We start from the raw sequence: 16,400 nt of genomic DNA on the forward strand, positions 1-16,400 counted from the left end.
CCCGGGGGCCCGGTGCCGCCCGCGCGGCCCCGGCCCCCCCCCCCCGGGGGGGCCCCGCGGGGGGGGCCCCGGGGGGGGGGGGGCCCCCCCCGGGGCCCCCCCCCACGAGCCGTGGCCCCACTGCGAGGGCCCCCATGTGGTGGACGGGGTGAACCCGGCCCTGTCCCCAGCGGATGTACGGCTGGAACGACGGATCCGTGCCGCCTCGCACGGCAGGAGCCTGACCCCGCAGGAACGAGAGACCCTTGAGCGAATCCGGCCCCCTCGGGAGTATCCGCTGACGGTGGCGGTTCAGCCGTACGACGGTTCCATAGCGATGCTGCCCGTCGCGCAGCTGTACGCACGGGATGTGCCCGATCTGCGCACGCCTGAAGGAGCGGACCTGCTGCAGGTTCTGTGGTGCCCCTTCGACCATCCGATCATGCCCAGGACCGTGCTGTTCTGGCGGTCGGCAGCCACCATCACCGACATCCTCAGCACGCCCCCCGAACCGCCCGCGATGCAGTTCGACAGCTACCTGCCCGAGCCGTGCCTACTCAACCCGGAGCAGGTCACCGAATACCCCGACCACATGGAACTGGGTACGGAACTGCAGGAGCAGCTCGGGAAGTGGAGTTTGTCGCAGGCAGCCGAGGAGGATATGGACCCGCAGACGTTCTACGACTGTGTGCTGTCCAGCGCACCCGGCTGGAAGGTGGGCGGCTGGCCCTCTTGGGGCCCCACCGACCCCATCCCGCGGCCCTGCCCCGCCTGCGACAGTGAGATGGATGCCCTGCTGACCATCGCCACGTTCGAAGAAGGGGACGACGAAGGGCACAGCTGGTCCCCGTACGAGGACCCAGCTACTGAACCGTCCCCCGGCTTGGACCACTTCGACCCCGGGCAGCCCACTGCGGTCCAGATCGGCAGCGGCTACAAGCAGCAGCTCTACATCTGCCCGGCGGCACCCGAACATCCCCACACCGAATTGATGCAGTAGCCCGTCGCCCTCTTAGTGGGCGTTAAGTCCGCTTCTGGTAGCGGCCTCGTCCGGGTTGGGTGAGGAAGCCTTGGCGGGTGAGGCGTCCGAGGCGGCTGCGGGTGATGTTGATGGATGCCTCGTCGGTGGGCATGCCGAGGAGTTCGTGTAGTTGTCGAGCGCGGAACTCCTGGTTGGGGTGCTGGTTGAAGGCGTTCACGATGGCCTGGTAGGCGGTACTCGTCTCGGGCGGATCGGGTTCGGCCTCGACGCCAGCGGGTGCGAGTTCGGTGATGACCTTTCGTGTGGTGGCCAGCTCGCCGAGACGCGCTTCCGTCTCGGCGAGCGCGGCGGTCAAGTGCTCGATCTGGCTGCGGAGTTCACCGGCCCGGGTGGTGGCCTCGTCGTGCTGGGCCTGGAGATCCTTGAGGAGTTCTGCGACGTTCACGCGGCCAGCCCGAGGGTGTCGCGCCAGGCCGGTGTGGGTGCGGTCAACCGGCGGCTCATGTTTGCGATGGACGCCCAGTAGACGCGCGAGGCGGACGTGTCGGGCCGGTGGTCGTACTCGCGGACGAGTCGCCGGTGCAGCATCAACGTGCCGTTGACCTGCTCGACGATCCACCGCTTCGGCTGCGGGACGAAGCCCTTGCCCTGATCTGCCCGGTTGCGGCGGACGATCTCGACGTCGATGTCCAACAGGGTGCCGTGGATGATGACTTCGTCCTTGAAGCCCTGGTCCACCAGGGCCTTCTCCAGGCGGTTGCCGCACCGCTCGGCGGCCTGGTCGAGCAGAGCGGTGCCGGCGGCGTTGTCGTGCACGGACGCGGCCATGACGACGACGCCGATGATCAGCCCCAGCACGTCGACGGCCAGCCCCCGCTTGCGCCCCGACACCTTCTTGTTCGCGTCCAGCCCCGTCGTGGTCTTCGGGACACCGGCCGCCGCGCGGACGGACTGGGTGTCGAGGATCACGAGGGACGGGTCCTCTAACCGGCGGGCCCGCTCCCGCACCTGGCAGCGCAGAAGTTCCTGGATCCGCTGGTCAAGACCGTCCTGGCGCCACAGGCCAAAGTAGTAGAGCACCGCCGACTAGGCCGGGAAGTCATGGGGGAGGTAACGCCACTGACAGCCCGTCCTGTTCTGATAGAAGATCGCGTTCACGACCTCCCGCAGGTCGCAGGACCCTGGATCCCCGGTCGCCGACCGCGCCACCCGGCCCTGCTTCCAGGCCGTGATCATCGGCTCGATCAGCGCCCACTGCGCATCCGATAAGTCGCTGAGGTACGGGTCTCTATCCATACGCCGCATCTCAACATGAACATGTCCAGTCGGTGGGCCGGGTGGCGATCAGTACCACGATCGAGCGATCACGAACCGAGGAAGATCGGATATAACGTCCTCTGAGCGCTTGTCAGAGCATCGAGCGGTGACCAACGGGTTTTGGGTGAGAGCACCCCTGCGTCACATTGGTGCCGCAGGGGCGCTGGTCACTTCGGAGCGGCTTCGGGAGTCCGGCCAGGCGCATCACCTCCTGGTGCCACTCGCTGGGTCGTCGTGCCCGGCGAAGTTTCCGTAGTGCCGGGCAACTTCGTGGAACGCCTGCTTGGGCCGGCAGGAGCCGTCCTCGCTCACCGCGACGACGCCGAAGCCCGCCCTGTCGAGGTCGTGTTGGGGATCGTTGCGGTGGGGGAAGTCGGGCATGGCATAGGTGAAGACGAAGCAGCCGTGTACGCCCTCGGCGTTGTACTGGTCGATCAGCTCGCCGAGGTAGCGGGCCTGGACGGCTTCGTCGCGGGGGTGGTCGCCGCGGATGCGTGGGGTGGCGGCGAACCAGTTGACGATCTGGAAGGAGCCGGCCCCCCGCTGGTCGGCGCCGGTGAACGCGCCGCAGCCGAACTCGGTGATGACGACGGGCTTGACGTGCTCGCGCACCAGGCCGCGCAGACGGTCGGTGTAGGTGGCCTGGTTGCGGCGGCCGCGGTAGAGGCTGACCCCGACGAGGTCGAACAGCGTCCAGTCGACGTCTTCCCACCCGGCGGCGGAGTAGGTCAGCGGTCCGTGGAAGCGGCGCCGGGCGGTGGCCGCAGCGGCGGTGAGCAGGTCGTGGAGGCGCCGGTTGATCCGGCGGCGCAGCATGCGGCGGTAGCGCAGGATGAGCTTCAGGCGCAGGAACGACCTCGGCCCGGGGACGATGCCGGGTGCGGTGTGCGAAAACTCGCTGCCGACCAGCAGCGTCAGCTTCTCCGGATGGTCTTGGCGCAGTTCTTCGGCCGCCTGGGCGACGGCGTCCAGGTGCGCGAGCAGCTTCGGCTGCGCGAGGTCGGGGACGTGGGGCCGGATGTAGACGCCGAGACCGGCCTCCAGCGCGGTGCGGGCGGCAGTGATCAGCCGCTGCTGATCGCTGCCGATGAGCATCACCGTGGTGCAGTGCAACTGCTCGGCGATGATGTCCATGTCCCGCCGGACGGCGTCGGTGTCCGCCTCGCCGACCAGGTAGGAGATGCCGCGGACGGTCAGAATGTGCTCGGTTCCTCTCGGTGCAGGCGCCGGGCGGCGAGGTAGAGGAGGACGGTGACGCCTGCGAGCATGATGGCATTGACCGCGTACTTCACTGCGCCAGTGCCGCCGGCGAGCGGTTCGACGAGGAAGGACAGGGCGGCTCGTACGACGAGTGCGCTGCCTGCCGCGGCCAGCATGTGAGAGCGGCCCCAGCCCTGGCTGCGCGCCCAACGCAGCAACAGTCGGCCCAGCACGACCAAGGTGGCCACGTTCACTGTGAGGCCGAGCCAGGTCGCCGGCAGCAGCTGACTGGCGCCCCAGGCGACTCCGGTGACGGTGCCGACCAGCCGCCACGACGGTGCCCTCGACGACGAAGGGTGGTGGGCGGGCCAGACGGTGAAGGCGGCCGCGATCAATGCGGCGGCGACCAGTGCGGCGCCGCTGAGCTGCACCGCACTGGCGGTGGAGTCGGCCGCCGCGTCGAGGTGGACGAGTACGGCACCCAGTGCCCACAGCGCCGCCATCGCGCTCAGGCCGGCCCGGCCGAGCCAGCGGCGGTCTGCGATGCGCGCGGCGCAGGATTCGACCACCGCGATCGGGGCGGCAAAGCTCCAGATCACATGTCCACCGACATAAGTCAGCAGACTCGCGGCGTCGACCCCCAGACCAGAGATGAGTGTGTGCTGCGGCTCGTTCGCCCAGTCGGGGTCACCGGCATGGACTTCGTAATTGAACAGGCTCTGATCGATCAGGCCCGCCTGAATTACCCCGAAGGCCGCGCTCAACAGCAGGATCGTTGGCCAGCCGCGCCCGGTCCGTCGAGTGATCTCGCGGATGAGCACCGCGACGCTTCCGTACAGCGGGGCGAGGACGAGCAGGCCCACCAGCAGCTCCAGCGGCCGGCTCTCGCCGTAGCCGATGAGGTACTCCGCACTGATCGGTGACAGCACCATCAGCCCCGCCACCGCCGCCCAGCGGCGGCGGAATCTTGGCAGGGCGGTAGGAGCGGATGTTGAAGGCATTGATGATCCTTTACCGGGGTGCTCTAGGTGTGACGGTTTGTCGACCAGCCGCCGCTACGGAGACAGCCGCAGCCGCGTGGTGGGGGCCGCGCTCCTGAGGCCTGTTCCGGTGGCGACGTTTGGCGACGTTGATACTTCGACGCTAGGAATTCACCCGGCGCCCGGGCATCGGCCAGCTGTCCAGGCTCGCCTGACTTTCGTCTATGACCCCGCCCGTGCGGGACGCTGCCCCGAGGGACGCATCCATCGCGTCGGGTTGACTGTTGCCCGGGCATACGCCGTCGGGCCGGGTTCCTCTGGCCAGGTGGCACAGACGCCCTTGGCCGGTCGGCTGAGGCGGCGCCGCGGAGGATCCGCCTACGCTCATGGCGTGAGCAGCGCCAGCGAACCCCCTTTTCCGGCCCGGCGTGCCCGCAGCGACTGGCTGGCCGATGCCGTCATCTTCGCGGGCTGCGGCTTCCTCGGTCTCGTTGCCCTCGGGCTCGCCCAGGAGCACGACGCGATGCCTACGTGGCTGGAGGCGATCGACCCGCTCCTTGGCCTGGTGGCATGCCTGGCGCTGTGGTGGCGGCGACGTTTCCCGCTGGCGGTCGCACTGCTCGCTATCCCGTTGCTGGCGCTGGCGAGCAGCGCGCTGCCCGCCGGCCTCGTGATCGTGCTGAGTTTGGCGTTGCGCGTCCCCTGGCAGCGCGCGCTGCAATTACTGGGCCTGTACGTGGTGACCGTGGTTTCCGTCGAGGTGCTGCTGGTCGGCGGCGAGGACTCCTGGACCAACGTGGCCCTCGCCCTCGCGACGCTGCTGGCGGCCTTCGCCTGGGGCAGCGCCATGCGCAACCGGCGGCTGCTGTTCCAGCGCCTGCGTGCGGACGCCGAGCGCGAGCGGGCGGATCACGCCCGGCGGCTCGCCGATGCCCGCCGCGCTGAACGGGAAGCCATCGCCCGAGAGATGCACGACGTGCTCGCCCACCGGGTCTCGCTGCTATCTGGCCACGCCGGTGCACTGGCCTACCGCACCAGACGGGCCGAGGAGGGCGCTGGGCCCGGGCTGAGCGGCGCCGAGGTCGCCGAGAGCGCGGAGATCATCCGCGGTAACGCGCACGCGGCCGTGGACGAGCTGCAGGAGGTGCTGCACCTGCTGCGTGCCGAGAGCGACGTGGCGGAGCCGACCTCGTTGCTGCCGCGGATCGAGGACATCGACGACCTCGTGGCGGCCGCCGCGGCCGCCGGGCAGGAGATCGTCTTCCGTAGCGAACTCGACGCCGGCGCAACCGGTGACCTGCGGCCTCAGCTGCACCGCACCGCCTACCGTACGGTCCAGGAGGGCCTGACCAACGCCCGCAAGCACGCCCCTGGCATACCCGTCACCGTGTGCCTGACGGGTGCACCCGGCTCCGGGCTGACCGTGCAGGTCACCAACCCGACCGCGGTCGGACCCAGCGCCGGGATCCCGGGGATCGGCGCCGGGCTGTCCGGACTGGCGGAGCGCGTCCGCCTGGACGGCGGCATCCTTGAGCACGCCTCCGTGGATGGCGCATTCAGGCTGCGTGCCCGGCTACCGTGGCCCGCGAGGTGACGCAATGATCCGAGTGCTGCTGGCCGTCGACGACCCCCTGGTGCGCACCGGTTTGACGATGATGCTGCGCGGGGCCGACGGCATCGAGGTCGTTGGGGAGGCGGCGGACGGCGCCCAAGTGGCCGCGGCCGTACGGCAGCACAGCCCGGATGTCGTCCTGATGGACATCCGGATGCCCGTCATGGACGGCCTGGAAGCCACTCGGGCACTCGCCGACGGCAGCCCGGACACCCCGCAGGTGATCGTCCTGACCACCTTCGACGACCACGCCCTCGTACTGGAGGCCATGCGCGCGGGCGCCGCCGGATATCTGGTCAAGCACGCCGCGCCCGAGGAAATCGTCGAGGCGGTGCAGCGCGCCGCCCGCGGCGAACCGGCGCTGTCCCCGACAGCGGCCCGCGCCCTGATCGCGCATGCCGCGACCGGTACGAGCGGACGCAGGCAAGAAGCACGACAGCGCCTGGCGCTGCTGTCACAGCGGGAGCGGGACGTGGCCGCGGGCGTAGCCGAGGGCCTGTCCAACACCGAGATCGGCGCCCGCCTGCACCTGTCCGTCGGCACGGTCAAGACGCATCTGTCCAGCGCCCTGACCAAGCTGAACCTGGACAACCGGGTGCAACTGGCGCTCCTGGCGCACGACTCGACCGAACCTGCACCGTAAGCCCCCTGCCCATCCGGCCAGGCAGCAGAGCCGCCCCGGGCCGTTCTCCGAAGCGTCAACAAGGTTGAGCGGGATCGGCACGACCACGACGCTGATCCGGCGCTCACGACCAAGGCACCGCCTACCAGCAGACACTTCAGGGACTCGCTCTCGCCGAGCGCGCCGAGCCGGTCGACGTTCAGCTTCAACCGGCCGTTGGGCTGAGCCTCGAAGCTGACCTTCGCTTCCTGCCCGGCCTCCTCCAGGCGTTCGGCGAGATCTGGGGTCGGCGCAACGTCGCCGACAAGGTCAAGGACGTCAAGATCTTCCGCAATCGGGAGGTCGGCGTGCTGCGCCTGCACGCGGACCGGATGTGGCTCCAGTCCGGAGGCGGCTGCCGCCTCACGGTCTTCAGTCCCGTCGACGACGAGAGCGCCGAGAAATTGGAGCGTCTGCATGCCCTCGCGGCCTGACCCGCGACGAACGGCCGCGATCACGCCGAGATGAACGGCTCCGTCAAATGCGGCGTCGCCAAGTGCAGCGTGGTGGCGGTTTCGCGGCCGAGCATGCGCTCCCTTGAGCGCCTGGCCGCCTCAGGGTCGGCCTCGTGCGCGTAGGCGAGCTCGGGGTGGAGCAGCTGGAGCGCGTGCACCAGGAGGTCACCGGTGACGAGCGCCAGCTCGCGCCCGTCGGTGACCAGCACACTCTGGTGTCCGGGCGTATGACCGGGCGTGGCGACCGCGCGCCCGGCGCGCAGTGGCGTGTCCCCGTCGAGGAGCCGGAGCCGACCGGCCGCCGCGAGCGGGTCGGTAAGGGTCTCGCGAAGCTGCGGGTTGAGCGCGTCGAGGGCGTCGAACTCGGCCCGCTGGAGCAGGTATTCGGCGTTCGGGAAATAAGGGCGGCGGCCGCTGGTCGCACTGCCGGGCGAAGGGGCGCCGCCCACCGCGCCGCCCGCTGATGGGACGGCAGCCTCGGTCACGACCGCCCACCCGACGTGGTCGGTATGCAGATGCGTGAGCACCACGGTGTCGACCTCGGCCGGGTCGATGCCCGCGGCGGCGAGCGACTCGGGGAGCGCACCGGGCACGGGCGCCCACGAGCCGGCCGGGCTGTCCGCCGGACCGATCCCGGCGTCCACGACGGTGAGGCCCTTGTCGCCGCGGATCGCGTACGCGCGGAACTGGAGCCGCCAGCGGCCCTCGGCGTCGACCGCGCCCGGGTCGTAGCGGTCGGCCTCGGCCCACTGAGCGGCCGCGGCCTCAGGGAAGGCCTCGGCGCGCGGGGAGAAGAACGGGCCCTCGCCGTCGGCGAGGGCGATGATCTCGGTCGAGCCGATCCAGAGGCGGGGAACGCTGAGGGACATGGCTGTGGATCCTGCCATGCCTGGATCCACACCCAACTGCCTTCTCAGAAATGAGTAGTTCTGAGAGATCACGGACCCCCACCGGGCCGTGTTCGATTTGCCCCCGATCCTCGTTCTCATAACCTCTCGCAAAAAGGATTTCGCACAAAGCCCCTCGCGGTAGGTGCTGCGACATGCCCCAGCTCGCCGAACCGGCCGCCGCCGTCGAACAGTTCTGTCCTGTCTCTGCGATGTGTAGGCAGTCCCGCTCTTCTGCAGGCATGTGCGGCTGCGTCCCGCTCATGTGTAGGCAAGTTCTGGAGAGTTAATGAAAACCAGGCGCACTTGCCCGGAGTTGAGTGAGACGCGACGCCAGGCCACAGAATCCGAGATCATGACAGCGTGATCGCCGTTTCAGGGCGCCGATGGAGGTATCCGCCATGTCCGACCTCGACAGCCAGACCGCCTACTGGGACGCCAGTGCGACGACCAAGACGTTCACACACCCGCTCCACATGCCATGGCTGGACGGCACCGATCGGCATGCTGCGGTTCTCGACTACGGCTGCGGCTACGGCCGGACCATGGAAGCCCTCCTACAGCAGGACTTCAACAACCTCTCCGGGGTCGACACCTCACCAGGGATGATCTCCCGGGCCGGCACCCTGCATCCCACGATGCACTTCGCCGTGCTGGACACACCGCCAATGCTGGCCTACCCGGACGCAAGCATCGACGTGGTCATCCTCTTCGCGGTGCTGACCTGCATACCCAGCAACGACGCACAGCGACGGCTGGTCGGCGAGCTAAGTCGCGTTCTCAAACCGGGCGGAATGCTCTACCTCAGCGACCTGTTGCTCCAGGACGACGAGCGCAACCGTGACCGCTATGCCAGGTTCGCGGAACGCTACGGAACCTACGGAGTGTTCGAGACCGGCGACGGCGGAGTCTGCCGCCACCACTCGAGCGACTGGTTCACCTCCCTGCTTGCTGACTTCGAGATCGCCGACATCCGCCGAATCACCGTCGCCACCATGAACGGGCACGAGTCAGCGGGAATCCAGCTCCTGGCTCGCAAGCCGACCCGCCCTGCCCACTGACGCTACTGAACGTCCGGGACGGACATGCCACACGTCGAACTGCCCACACATACGCGGGACAGCCTCGGCTAGCACGTCCCAGACAAGACGAGGCACTGCAGGTCATCGCCTCGCATTACCCACACTTAACTGGGACAGGACAAGTTCGACTGCCCCACCTGTGAAGTGCCCGCCGGAAGCACCTGCCGCACCCGCGGCGGTAAGGTCGCCCCGAAGTACCACACTCCGCGATTCATGCTGGTGCCCCAGCTCCGCGCCGAACTCGAAGTCCGCAAGCCCGCCGACCGCGGCCCCGGCCACGCCTGGGAGAGGGGCCCGGCCATCGACGCCTCGGCGCCGGAGGCCGCGACGAAGCCCACCAGAGTGGGTTACGCAAGGTGCAGTACCGCCCAGCAAGAGCTCCAGAGCCAGCTCGACACCGTCGCCCAGGCCGGGTGCGACCCGGTCTTCTCCGAGAAGATCAGCACCCGGATCAAGGTGCGGCCCGAGTTCGTCAAGGCGATGGACTTCGCCCGCACCATCAAGAAGGCCGTCCCCCCACCAACGGGTGATCTTTACGGTGCACGAGATGAAGCGCCTGGGACGCGGCGCCGCCGAGTTCCTAGCCATCGCCGAGGAACTGCGTCACCACGACATCCAGCTCGAACTCCTCACCGGCCCCCTCCAGGGCGTCTACGACCCGTCCGGGCACGGCGCCGCCCTTTTCGCATTCTTCGCCGGCATGGCCGAGTCCGAGCGCGAGTACATCCGGGAGAAGTCTCTCGAAGGCCAAGCGTCCGCCCGCGAACGCGGACGCCACGGCGGGCGCCCCAAGGTCGTCGACGACGACATGGCCGACTACGCTCGCAGCCTGCGGGCCAACGGCGTCTCCGTCCCTGAGATCGCCCGCAAGCTCGTCATCACCGCGGGCAAGAACAAGGGCGAACACCCCTCGGTCGCCACCGTCTACCGCATCCTCGCCGAAGCCAACGCAGCCGACAGCGCCGACAAGTGAACAGGGCCCTCACCAAGCAGCAAAGATCAACTATTGGCGGCTTCTGGGCTCACCTCGGAAGCGACCGCAATTTCATCTGATGCAGCACTGCGGTCGTGCTGCACGTCGGAGGATCTGTCACTCATCGACGCAGGCCAGGGCCTCAGTGCATGCGGTCTCTCCAGCCGGGCAGGTCGCTTCCGTAGCCCTCAATGCGACCATGGGCAGGCTTCCTACCTGCACGTTTGCGATCAGCTTTCATCTGATGAAAGATCCCTTCGTCTGATGTAGGTGACGGAGAGTGCTTTTGATGAGCAGGAACAGCCTCGCACCGGGGGCAGCGGGACTGCATCTGGTCAGCGATCTGCCGCTGCTGCGGCCCGACGAGCAGGTCTTCACCGCGATGCTGGACGGCTGGCGCAACCAGCAGCTGGCACGCAACTTGGCGTTCTCCACGATCGAGGGCCGGGAGAAGACGGTGCGGGCCTTCGCTCGGCACGCCGACGCCTTCCCGTGGACCTGGTCGCCGCAGATGCTTGACGAGTGGATGGGCGATCTGCGAGCGGTCCGCGGGCTGAAGCGCTCCACGCTGCGCAACTATCAAGGCGCCGTGCGCTCGTTCTGCGAGTTCGCCGTCGACCCCGCCTACGGCTGGGCGGCGACCTGCGAAGAACGTTTCGGCACCCATCCCATACAGGTCGTGCACGAGTGGAACGCCGCGGTGCACGTGGAGGACGCCGAAGCCGACGCGGCGAAGAGGCCCTTTACCCAGGACGAGTTGCAGGCGTTCTTCGACTACGCCGACGACCAGGTCACCAAGGTTCGGGGCCGGGGCCGCAAGGGCTGGCTGCCCGCGTTCCGTGACGCAGTGCTCTTCAAGACCGCGTACGCCTTCGGCCTGCGCCGCAACGAGACCCGGATGCTGGACACGGTCGACTTCGGCCGCAACCCCGAGGGCCCGGAGTTCGGCGACTACGGCGTCTGCTATATCCGCCACGGCAAGGCGAAGAAGGGCTCGCCCCCGAAGCGCCGCAGCGTGCTGACGGTCTGGGACTGGTCGGCGGAGATCCTCCAGCAGTGGAACGAGGAGGTCCGGCCGCTGTTCGCCACGTCCGGCACCGGGGCTCTGTGGCCCTCGGAACGCTCGGCCCGCATCGGCTTCTCCCAGATGAACACCCGCTTCGCTGCCTACCGGGACGCGCTCGGCCTGGACGAGGGACTGGACTTCCACTCGTTTCGAAGGTCGTACGTGACCCACCTGATCGAGGACGGCTGGGACGCCCGGTTCGTCCAGGAGCAAGTCGGTCACGACTACGCGTCCACGACCGCGATCTATACCTGCGTATCCTCCGACTTCCGCACCCGCACCCTGCGCAGAGCGCTGGACGCGACGATGGAGGCCGCCCTGCGGCCGGCAAGGAGAGCCTGATGAAGCGCCAGGTCAGCTACCAGTGGCGGCTGCGCGAGGTGATGGCCACGCGCGGCATCTTCGTCGCCTCCGACCTGTCGCCGCTACTGGCCGACCGCGGCATCGAGCTGTCCTCGGTCCAGGTCTGGCGACTGGTCACCCAGACCCCCGAGCGGCTGTCCCTGCCCGTCCTCGCCGCCCTCTGCGACATCCTCGACGTCACTCCCGCCGAGTTGATCGCCACCAAGGCGGAGAACGCGGCCCCGCGCCGCACCGCCGCCTCCGGCGGCGCCGAAGTGGTCGACCTCGCGGCCACGGTCCGTCCCAAGCGGGCACGGGTCCGCCCGGAGAAATGAGCCGCACCCGGGTCCGGCCCGAGGACCTGTTCTGCGCACGCTGTCACCGGGCCGTCCGTCTCGGAGCCGCCCACTGGCCCGAGGGTTACCTGTGCTCCGCCTGCTACGACCACGCGCTGGAAACTTATGGGCGGTGCGTCGGCTGCGGCGTCGACCGTCTCACCCCCGGCATCGCACCGGACGGCGGCCGGTGGTGCACCGACTGCGCGGGCGGCCTGGGCGAGTTCCACTGCGAACGCTGCGGCCGCGAAGCCCGCCGCTACCTGCGCGGAGTATGCGGGAACTGCGTCCTGGCCGAACGCCTGGAAGAGCTCCTTGACGACGGCGTCGGCCTCGTCCTGCCCGAACTTGTTCCCTTCTTCGAAGAGGTCAGGTCAGTGCCCCGTCCCAAGGCAACGCTGACCTGGGTCGGCAAGCCACACGTCCAGCAAATCCTGCGCGCCCTCGCCTGCCGCGAAGTGCCCCTCACTCACGCGGGATTGAGCACGCTGTCGCCCTGGCGGTCGGTCGCCCACGTCCGTGACCTGCTCATGCACACCGGCGTGCTGCCGCACCGCGACCGGCACCTTCTGCTGTTCGAACGCCGCCTGCCCGAATGGCTCGACACCATCGAGGACGTCGAACACCGTCAGCTCCTGAACCGCTTCGCCGCCTGGCACCTGTTGCGCAAGCTCCGGGCCACCGCCGCCAAGCGGCCCCTCGGCCCCGGGGCCGTCACCTCCGCCCGTGCCCGGCTCATCCAGGCAGCCGCCTTCCTCACCTGGCTCGCAGACCGAGACCGCGCCATCAGCGAGTGCACCCAGGCCGACCTCGACGCCTGGTTCGCCGAGAAGGCCACTGCCCGCCGCGTCGTCCAATCGTTCCTGCGCTGGAGCATGGACCACCAGGTGATGCCCCGGTTGAAGGTCCCCACGATCCGCACGGAGAACCCGGCCCCGATCAGCCAGCACCACCGCATCGCCCTGATCCGCAAGGCCATGACCAGCGATGACCTCCCGCTCATGGAACGGGTCGCAGCCGCCCTGATCCTCCTCTATGCCCAGCCGGTCCGTCGGCTCATCCGGCTTACCGTTCACGACGTTCAGCACGACGTTGACCAGGTCGTACTCCGCCTTGGCGATCCACCCACACCGGTCCCCGAGCCCTTCGCCGGCATGCTCCTCGACTACCTACGCACCGGACGGCCGAACCGGCCAGGCGGCACTCTTCCCGCCAGCGACTGGTTGTTCCCCGGACGCCGGGCCGGGCAACCCATGGACCCCGCCACCCTCGGCAAGCGACTCACCACCGCTGGCATCCCCACCCTCCACGGCCGCACCGCCGCACTGCGGCAACTGGTGCTGCAGGCGCCCCCATCCGTGGTCGCCGGGATGCTCGGCTACCACGTCGTCCACGCCGAAGCCATCGCCACTGAGGCTGGCGGGACTTGGAAGAAATACGCCCCTGGCGACCACACCCGGTAACCCGACAGCCCCGTGCACCAGCTCACAAAGCAGATGTCTCGTTACGGATGGCAGCGTCGGCCAGCCGTCCCGGCTCGAAGACCGCCACCGCCACGCGGAGCTCCGGGGTCAGCGAACCCCAAAGCTCCTGCAAGAGTTCGTCCCGGTCGGCGGCACCGGTCCGGGCTTCGAGGAACGGCTCGCCGGTCGCGACGTGGTGACCATCAGAGCGGTACGTCGTCATCAGTACGGCATCCCCCGGCTCCAGGTCCCGGACCGCGAGTGTCAGGACGTCGGTCGCTGTCCTGCCGCTGCGGCTGCGGCGCGCGGCCCCGAACCATGCGTCCCGGCTCGAGCTAAGGTCCGCCACCACCGTGATGCGGGGCGTGAAGATTGGCGGGTCGGGTTCGTACTCCAGGCCGCCCAACGCCTGGGTCGGACTTCCGGTCTCTTGCAGACGGTCCGACACCACCCCGACCTGCTCGCCGTTGCCGAAGACCAGCCACCCGCCCCGCTCACGGGCCGCGGCATAGTGCCGGAGCGGATCATGGTCGGACTCGCCGGTCGGAGAGACGATGAGTTCCCGGTCGCCGCGGCAAATGGTACGAGCCTTGGAGGCGGTGCTGCGTCCGGTCAGGAAGTAACCGCCGCACAACGCACCGCTGAGGGTCCTCGCCCACAGTACGCCCCGCCCCGGATAGCGGTTCCCTGCCACAACCTCGTGCACGTGATCCACCGGGCCGCACACTCCTCCGTCTGCTCGGACGCGAAGCGCAGGTTCTGCGCAACGCCATCCAACCGCAACGGCACCGGCCGCCGCCGGGCAGCCCCCTACCGATGGTTATGCAGGATCACCATCGGACCGCCCTGGCGGACGAATTCAGACCACCCGATTACAGACTCCTACCAGCACGACACCCCTTCATGGCCACCGGCCGCCTCGGCCACGACGAACAGGTCCCGCCCGCACCCCGCGGACGCATCCCCAAAGACGCAACCTTGAAGGAGCGCATGGCCCGCAAACTGCGGACCAAGCCCGGCCGGGCTGCCCGCCGACCGGCGCGAGTACCCGAATCGCCACGCATACCAGGCCCATGACCTGCGAATTCACGATGCACGCGACTCATTGAGTCGACGAGATTGATCGGGTAGCGACTCATCTCATACGTCACAGGGTGTACCGCTGCGAGTTTGCTTCGGGGACCGCCGCCGGGTCGAGTGAGGCCCGGCACGAATCGGTGTCAGGATGCATGGCGAGATCGATCAGTACATCGAGTCGGCGGCCCGCGGCCTGCAACTCAGAGGCCTTCGCCTTGATACGGGCGCGCTCGTCGAGCAAGCGGTCCAGCAGTTCGGGGCCCACGAAGCGGGCGTCGATGGCAGGAAGAAGGGTTTCTATCAGGCGGCTGCTGAGGCCGGCCGTGTAGAGCTCTTGGATGAGCCTCACACGGTCCACGGCCGACTCGGGGTAGACACGCTGCCCGCTGGCGGTGCGCCCAGGACACAGAAGACGCTGCTCTTCGTAATAGCGCAGGGCGCGCGTGCTGACCCCGGTCCTTTCTGCCAGCTCGCCTATCCGCATCGTGGCTCCTCCTGCTCGTGCTGCCGCCCGTGACGACTTGCCCTTCACGTCAACGTCAAGTTTTAGCGTAGGCGAGCAGGGCGGAAACGAACCTCTCGCCGCCCGCGAAAGGGAATGATCATGGACATTGCCGGAACCACCGCGCTGGTGACTGGAGCCAACCGAGGTATAGGCCGACGGTTCGTCGAACAATTGCTGGACCGGGGAGCCGCGAAGGTGTACGCGACAGCTCGCCGTCCCGAATCGATCGGTGTCTCCGACCCGCGGGTCACGCCGCTGTACCTGGATCTACTGGACGAGAAGTCCGTCGCGGACGCAGTCACAGCAGCGCAGGACGTCACCTTGCTGGTCAACAACGCCGGCATCGCGACCGGGGCCAACCTCCTGACCGACGACCTGGACATGGTCCGGCAGGACCTGGAGACGCATCTCTTCGGGACTCTCCGGGTCATTCGCGCCTTCGCACCGGTCTTGGCCTCCAACGGTGGTGGAGCGATCGTGAACATCCTCTCCGTGCTGTCGTGGGTGGCCACGCCCGAGGGATCAGGGTCATATTCCGTGGCCAAGGCCGCGGAGTGGAACATGACCAATGGCGTGCGTGTTGAGCTCGCAGGTCAGAAGACCCTTGTCCAGGGGGTGCACTTGGGCGCTGCGGACACCGACATGATGGCGGGACGTGACACCTCCAAGATCGACCCGGCGGACGTCGCTCGGGCCAGCCTCGACGGCGTGCAAGAGGGAGTCATGGAGGTCTTGGTCGATGCCCCCAGCCGCTTCGTCAAGGCAGCCCTCTCAGCCGACCCTGCGCAGCTCTACAGTCCGCTGTCTGGGGAGTGACCCGTCGGCCCGTCGCGGCTGACTGTACCCAGCCCGAGACCTCATACGGTTGGGCAGCCGCTGGCTGCCCAACCCCAGGCAGGCGAACCGAGTGAGCGACGAGTCCACACCTCATCGTTTCTGGTCAGTGGCACCGTTCGACACGTGAGTGCGTATGCGAGTCAGGCACGGACCGGTGAGGGGCGCTGGTCGGTCGGTCACTGTGATCTGACCCTGCGGATGCAACTGCCTTAGTAGGTCAGGCGATTGCCGCAGTGAGTGACTCTGTTCGGGGATCTTGGTTTTCGAAGGTAACTGTCCCTGGCGACGCCACCAGCGGGGTCGGGGTAGTCCGTGGGCATCGAGGTACTGCTGGAACGCGGTCGGCGGGCGGGGGCGGTAGGTGGTGTCGGTGGGTTCCTGGGAGCTGAGGCGTTCGATATTGACGGCGATTGCCGTCAGAACGTGCTGGACGTGGGCTTTGGCCGTGCCGCGGTAGCGGCAGCGGCGCATCTGGTGGCCGTTGACGAGTTCGTTCACGGTGCCCTCGACGCCGGAGCGGGAGGCGTAGAGCCGGCGCCACGTCGGGTCCTGCTAGTACTGCAACGGTGCTTGTTCTGAGTGCTGGGCAGTTTTCAGGGGCTGTGTCCGCGTCGTTTGTAGTGGCTGATGCGGGCTTGATGCTGGCG

The 16,400-nt window shown here is 68.4% G+C and carries 16 protein-coding genes and 3 pseudogenes; 11 read left to right on the plus strand and 8 right to left on the minus strand.

Features of this window, described 5'->3' with window-relative positions; genetic code table 11:
• Positions 1–283 precede the first annotated feature (283 nt).
• The gene (locus ABT009_RS46160) at positions 284–979 is read left to right on the plus strand and encodes a hypothetical protein (RefSeq protein WP_351309070.1); all 696 of its coding nucleotides are present in this window, start codon (positions 284–286) and stop codon (positions 977–979) included.
• A gap of 22 nt (positions 980–1,001) precedes the next feature.
• Here the strand turns inward: ABT009_RS46160 and ABT009_RS46165 are convergent, their stop codons facing one another.
• From ABT009_RS46165 to ABT009_RS46180, 4 genes and pseudogenes are all read right to left on the minus strand, one after another.
• On the minus strand, positions 1,002–1,406 hold the full coding sequence (locus ABT009_RS46165) for a hypothetical protein (RefSeq protein ID WP_351309073.1): 405 nt from the start codon (positions 1,404–1,406) through the stop codon (positions 1,002–1,004).
• Positions 1,403–2,257 (minus strand): annotated as a pseudogene (locus ABT009_RS46170) (IS5 family transposase). The gene ABT009_RS46165 and the pseudogene ABT009_RS46170 overlap by 4 nt, the downstream one beginning before the upstream one ends.
• 225 nt (positions 2,258–2,482) lie before the next feature.
• The gene (locus ABT009_RS46175) at positions 2,483–3,412 is read right to left on the minus strand and encodes a glycoside hydrolase family 113 protein (protein WP_351309076.1); all 930 of its coding nucleotides are present in this window, start codon (positions 3,410–3,412) and stop codon (positions 2,483–2,485) included.
• A 59-nt stretch (positions 3,413–3,471) separates the two neighbouring features.
• Positions 3,472–4,479 carry an AF_0692 family protein gene (locus ABT009_RS46180; RefSeq protein ID WP_351309079.1) on the minus strand — a complete coding sequence of 336 codons (1,008 nt, stop codon included), beginning with the start codon at positions 4,477–4,479 and terminating at the stop codon, positions 3,472–3,474.
• A gap of 370 nt (positions 4,480–4,849) precedes the next feature.
• Here ABT009_RS46180 and ABT009_RS46185 point away from each other — a divergent pair, with 370 nt between their 5' ends.
• From ABT009_RS46185 to ABT009_RS46195, 3 genes are all read left to right on the plus strand, one after another.
• Positions 4,850–6,052: a sensor histidine kinase gene (locus ABT009_RS46185; protein ID WP_351309082.1), complete on the plus strand. Its 1,203-nt coding sequence runs from the start codon at positions 4,850–4,852 to the stop codon at positions 6,050–6,052.
• A gap of 4 nt (positions 6,053–6,056) precedes the next feature.
• On the plus strand, positions 6,057–6,713 hold the full coding sequence (locus tag ABT009_RS46190; protein ID WP_351309084.1) for a response regulator transcription factor: 657 nt from the start codon (positions 6,057–6,059) through the stop codon (positions 6,711–6,713).
• Positions 6,714–6,940: 227 nt separating this feature from the next.
• Positions 6,941–7,165: an MmyB family transcriptional regulator gene (locus tag ABT009_RS46195; protein WP_502990095.1), complete on the plus strand. Its 225-nt coding sequence runs from the start codon at positions 6,941–6,943 to the stop codon at positions 7,163–7,165.
• 20 nt (positions 7,166–7,185) lie between these two features.
• On the opposite strand, the gene ABT009_RS46200 is transcribed toward ABT009_RS46195, so the two are convergent.
• On the minus strand, positions 7,186–8,055 hold the full coding sequence (locus ABT009_RS46200) for an MBL fold metallo-hydrolase (RefSeq protein ID WP_351309113.1): 870 nt from the start codon (positions 8,053–8,055) through the stop codon (positions 7,186–7,188).
• Positions 8,056–8,474: 419 nt separating this feature from the next.
• On the opposite strand from ABT009_RS46200, the gene ABT009_RS46205 reads away from it, so the two are divergent.
• The 6 genes and pseudogenes from ABT009_RS46205 to ABT009_RS46230 all read left to right on the plus strand — a co-directional run bounded on the left by ABT009_RS46205 (position 8,475) and on the right by ABT009_RS46230 (position 13,334).
• Positions 8,475–9,134 (plus strand): class I SAM-dependent methyltransferase, encoded by a 660-nt coding sequence (locus tag ABT009_RS46205; protein WP_351309087.1) that lies wholly within the window; start codon positions 8,475–8,477, stop codon positions 9,132–9,134.
• A gap of 165 nt (positions 9,135–9,299) precedes the next feature.
• Positions 9,300–9,593 (plus strand): annotated as a pseudogene (locus ABT009_RS46210) (zinc finger domain-containing protein); the annotation flags it as partial.
• 109 nt (positions 9,594–9,702) lie between these two features.
• Positions 9,703–10,128 carry a recombinase family protein gene (locus tag ABT009_RS46215; RefSeq protein WP_351309090.1) on the plus strand — a complete coding sequence of 142 codons (426 nt, stop codon included), beginning with the start codon at positions 9,703–9,705 and terminating at the stop codon, positions 10,126–10,128.
• Positions 10,129–10,417: 289 nt separating this feature from the next.
• Positions 10,418–11,536, plus strand: a complete 1,119-nt coding sequence (locus ABT009_RS46220) for a tyrosine-type recombinase/integrase (protein ID WP_351309093.1) — start codon at positions 10,418–10,420, stop codon at positions 11,534–11,536.
• On the plus strand, positions 11,536–11,871 hold the full coding sequence (locus ABT009_RS46225; protein ID WP_351309096.1) for a helix-turn-helix domain-containing protein: 336 nt from the start codon (positions 11,536–11,538) through the stop codon (positions 11,869–11,871). Before ABT009_RS46220 ends, ABT009_RS46225 begins: the two co-directional genes overlap by 1 nt.
• Positions 11,868–13,334, plus strand: coding sequence for a hypothetical protein (locus ABT009_RS46230; RefSeq protein ID WP_351309098.1), 1,467 nt, complete (start codon positions 11,868–11,870; stop codon positions 13,332–13,334). The genes ABT009_RS46225 and ABT009_RS46230 overlap by 4 nt, the downstream gene beginning before the upstream one ends.
• A 22-nt stretch (positions 13,335–13,356) precedes the next feature.
• On the opposite strand, the gene ABT009_RS46235 is transcribed toward ABT009_RS46230, so the two are convergent.
• Both ABT009_RS46235 and ABT009_RS46240 read right to left on the minus strand, forming a co-directional pair.
• Positions 13,357–14,049, minus strand: a complete 693-nt coding sequence (locus ABT009_RS46235) for an IMP cyclohydrolase (protein ID WP_351309101.1) — start codon at positions 14,047–14,049, stop codon at positions 13,357–13,359.
• A gap of 432 nt (positions 14,050–14,481) precedes the next feature.
• A complete protein-coding gene (locus ABT009_RS46240) occupies positions 14,482–14,895 on the minus strand; it encodes a MerR family transcriptional regulator (RefSeq protein WP_351309104.1) in 414 nt (137 codons plus the stop codon).
• A gap of 120 nt (positions 14,896–15,015) precedes the next feature.
• Here ABT009_RS46240 and ABT009_RS46245 point away from each other — a divergent pair, with 120 nt between their 5' ends.
• On the plus strand, positions 15,016–15,732 hold the full coding sequence (locus tag ABT009_RS46245; protein ID WP_351309107.1) for an SDR family oxidoreductase: 717 nt from the start codon (positions 15,016–15,018) through the stop codon (positions 15,730–15,732).
• A gap of 111 nt (positions 15,733–15,843) precedes the next feature.
• Here the strand turns inward: ABT009_RS46245 and ABT009_RS46250 are convergent.
• Positions 15,844–16,290: pseudogene (locus ABT009_RS46250) on the minus strand (transposase); the annotation flags it as partial.
• Positions 16,291–16,400 lie beyond the last annotated feature (110 nt).

The sequence above is a fragment of the Streptomyces sp. NPDC002896 genome, assembly GCF_040295225.1.
Taxonomy (GTDB): Bacteria; Actinomycetota; Actinomycetes; order Streptomycetales; family Streptomycetaceae; genus Streptomyces.

Bases quoted from the DNA above. Each gene is read 5' to 3' on its own strand.
- ABT009_RS46200 (WP_351309113.1), bottom strand. From the start codon at position 8,055: ATGTCCCTCAGCGTTCCCCGCCTCTGGATCGGCTCGACCGAGATCATC.
- ABT009_RS46205 (WP_351309087.1), top strand. From the start codon at position 8,475: ATGTCCGACCTCGACAGCCAGACCGCCTACTGGGACGCCAGTGCGACG.
- ABT009_RS46225 (WP_351309096.1), top strand. From the start codon at position 11,536: ATGAAGCGCCAGGTCAGCTACCAGTGGCGGCTGCGCGAGGTGATGGCC.
- ABT009_RS46215 (WP_351309090.1), top strand. From the start codon at position 9,703: ATGAAGCGCCTGGGACGCGGCGCCGCCGAGTTCCTAGCCATCGCCGAG.
- ABT009_RS46175 (WP_351309076.1), bottom strand. From the start codon at position 3,412: ATGGACATCATCGCCGAGCAGTTGCACTGCACCACGGTGATGCTCATC.
- ABT009_RS46220 (WP_351309093.1), top strand. From the start codon at position 10,418: ATGAGCAGGAACAGCCTCGCACCGGGGGCAGCGGGACTGCATCTGGTC.
- ABT009_RS46230 (WP_351309098.1), top strand. From the start codon at position 11,868: ATGAGCCGCACCCGGGTCCGGCCCGAGGACCTGTTCTGCGCACGCTGT.
- ABT009_RS46180 (WP_351309079.1), bottom strand. From the start codon at position 4,479: ATGCCTTCAACATCCGCTCCTACCGCCCTGCCAAGATTCCGCCGCCGC.
- ABT009_RS46245 (WP_351309107.1), top strand. From the start codon at position 15,016: ATGGACATTGCCGGAACCACCGCGCTGGTGACTGGAGCCAACCGAGGT.
- ABT009_RS46240 (WP_351309104.1), bottom strand. From the start codon at position 14,895: ATGCGGATAGGCGAGCTGGCAGAAAGGACCGGGGTCAGCACGCGCGCC.
- ABT009_RS46190 (WP_351309084.1), top strand. From the start codon at position 6,057: ATGATCCGAGTGCTGCTGGCCGTCGACGACCCCCTGGTGCGCACCGGT.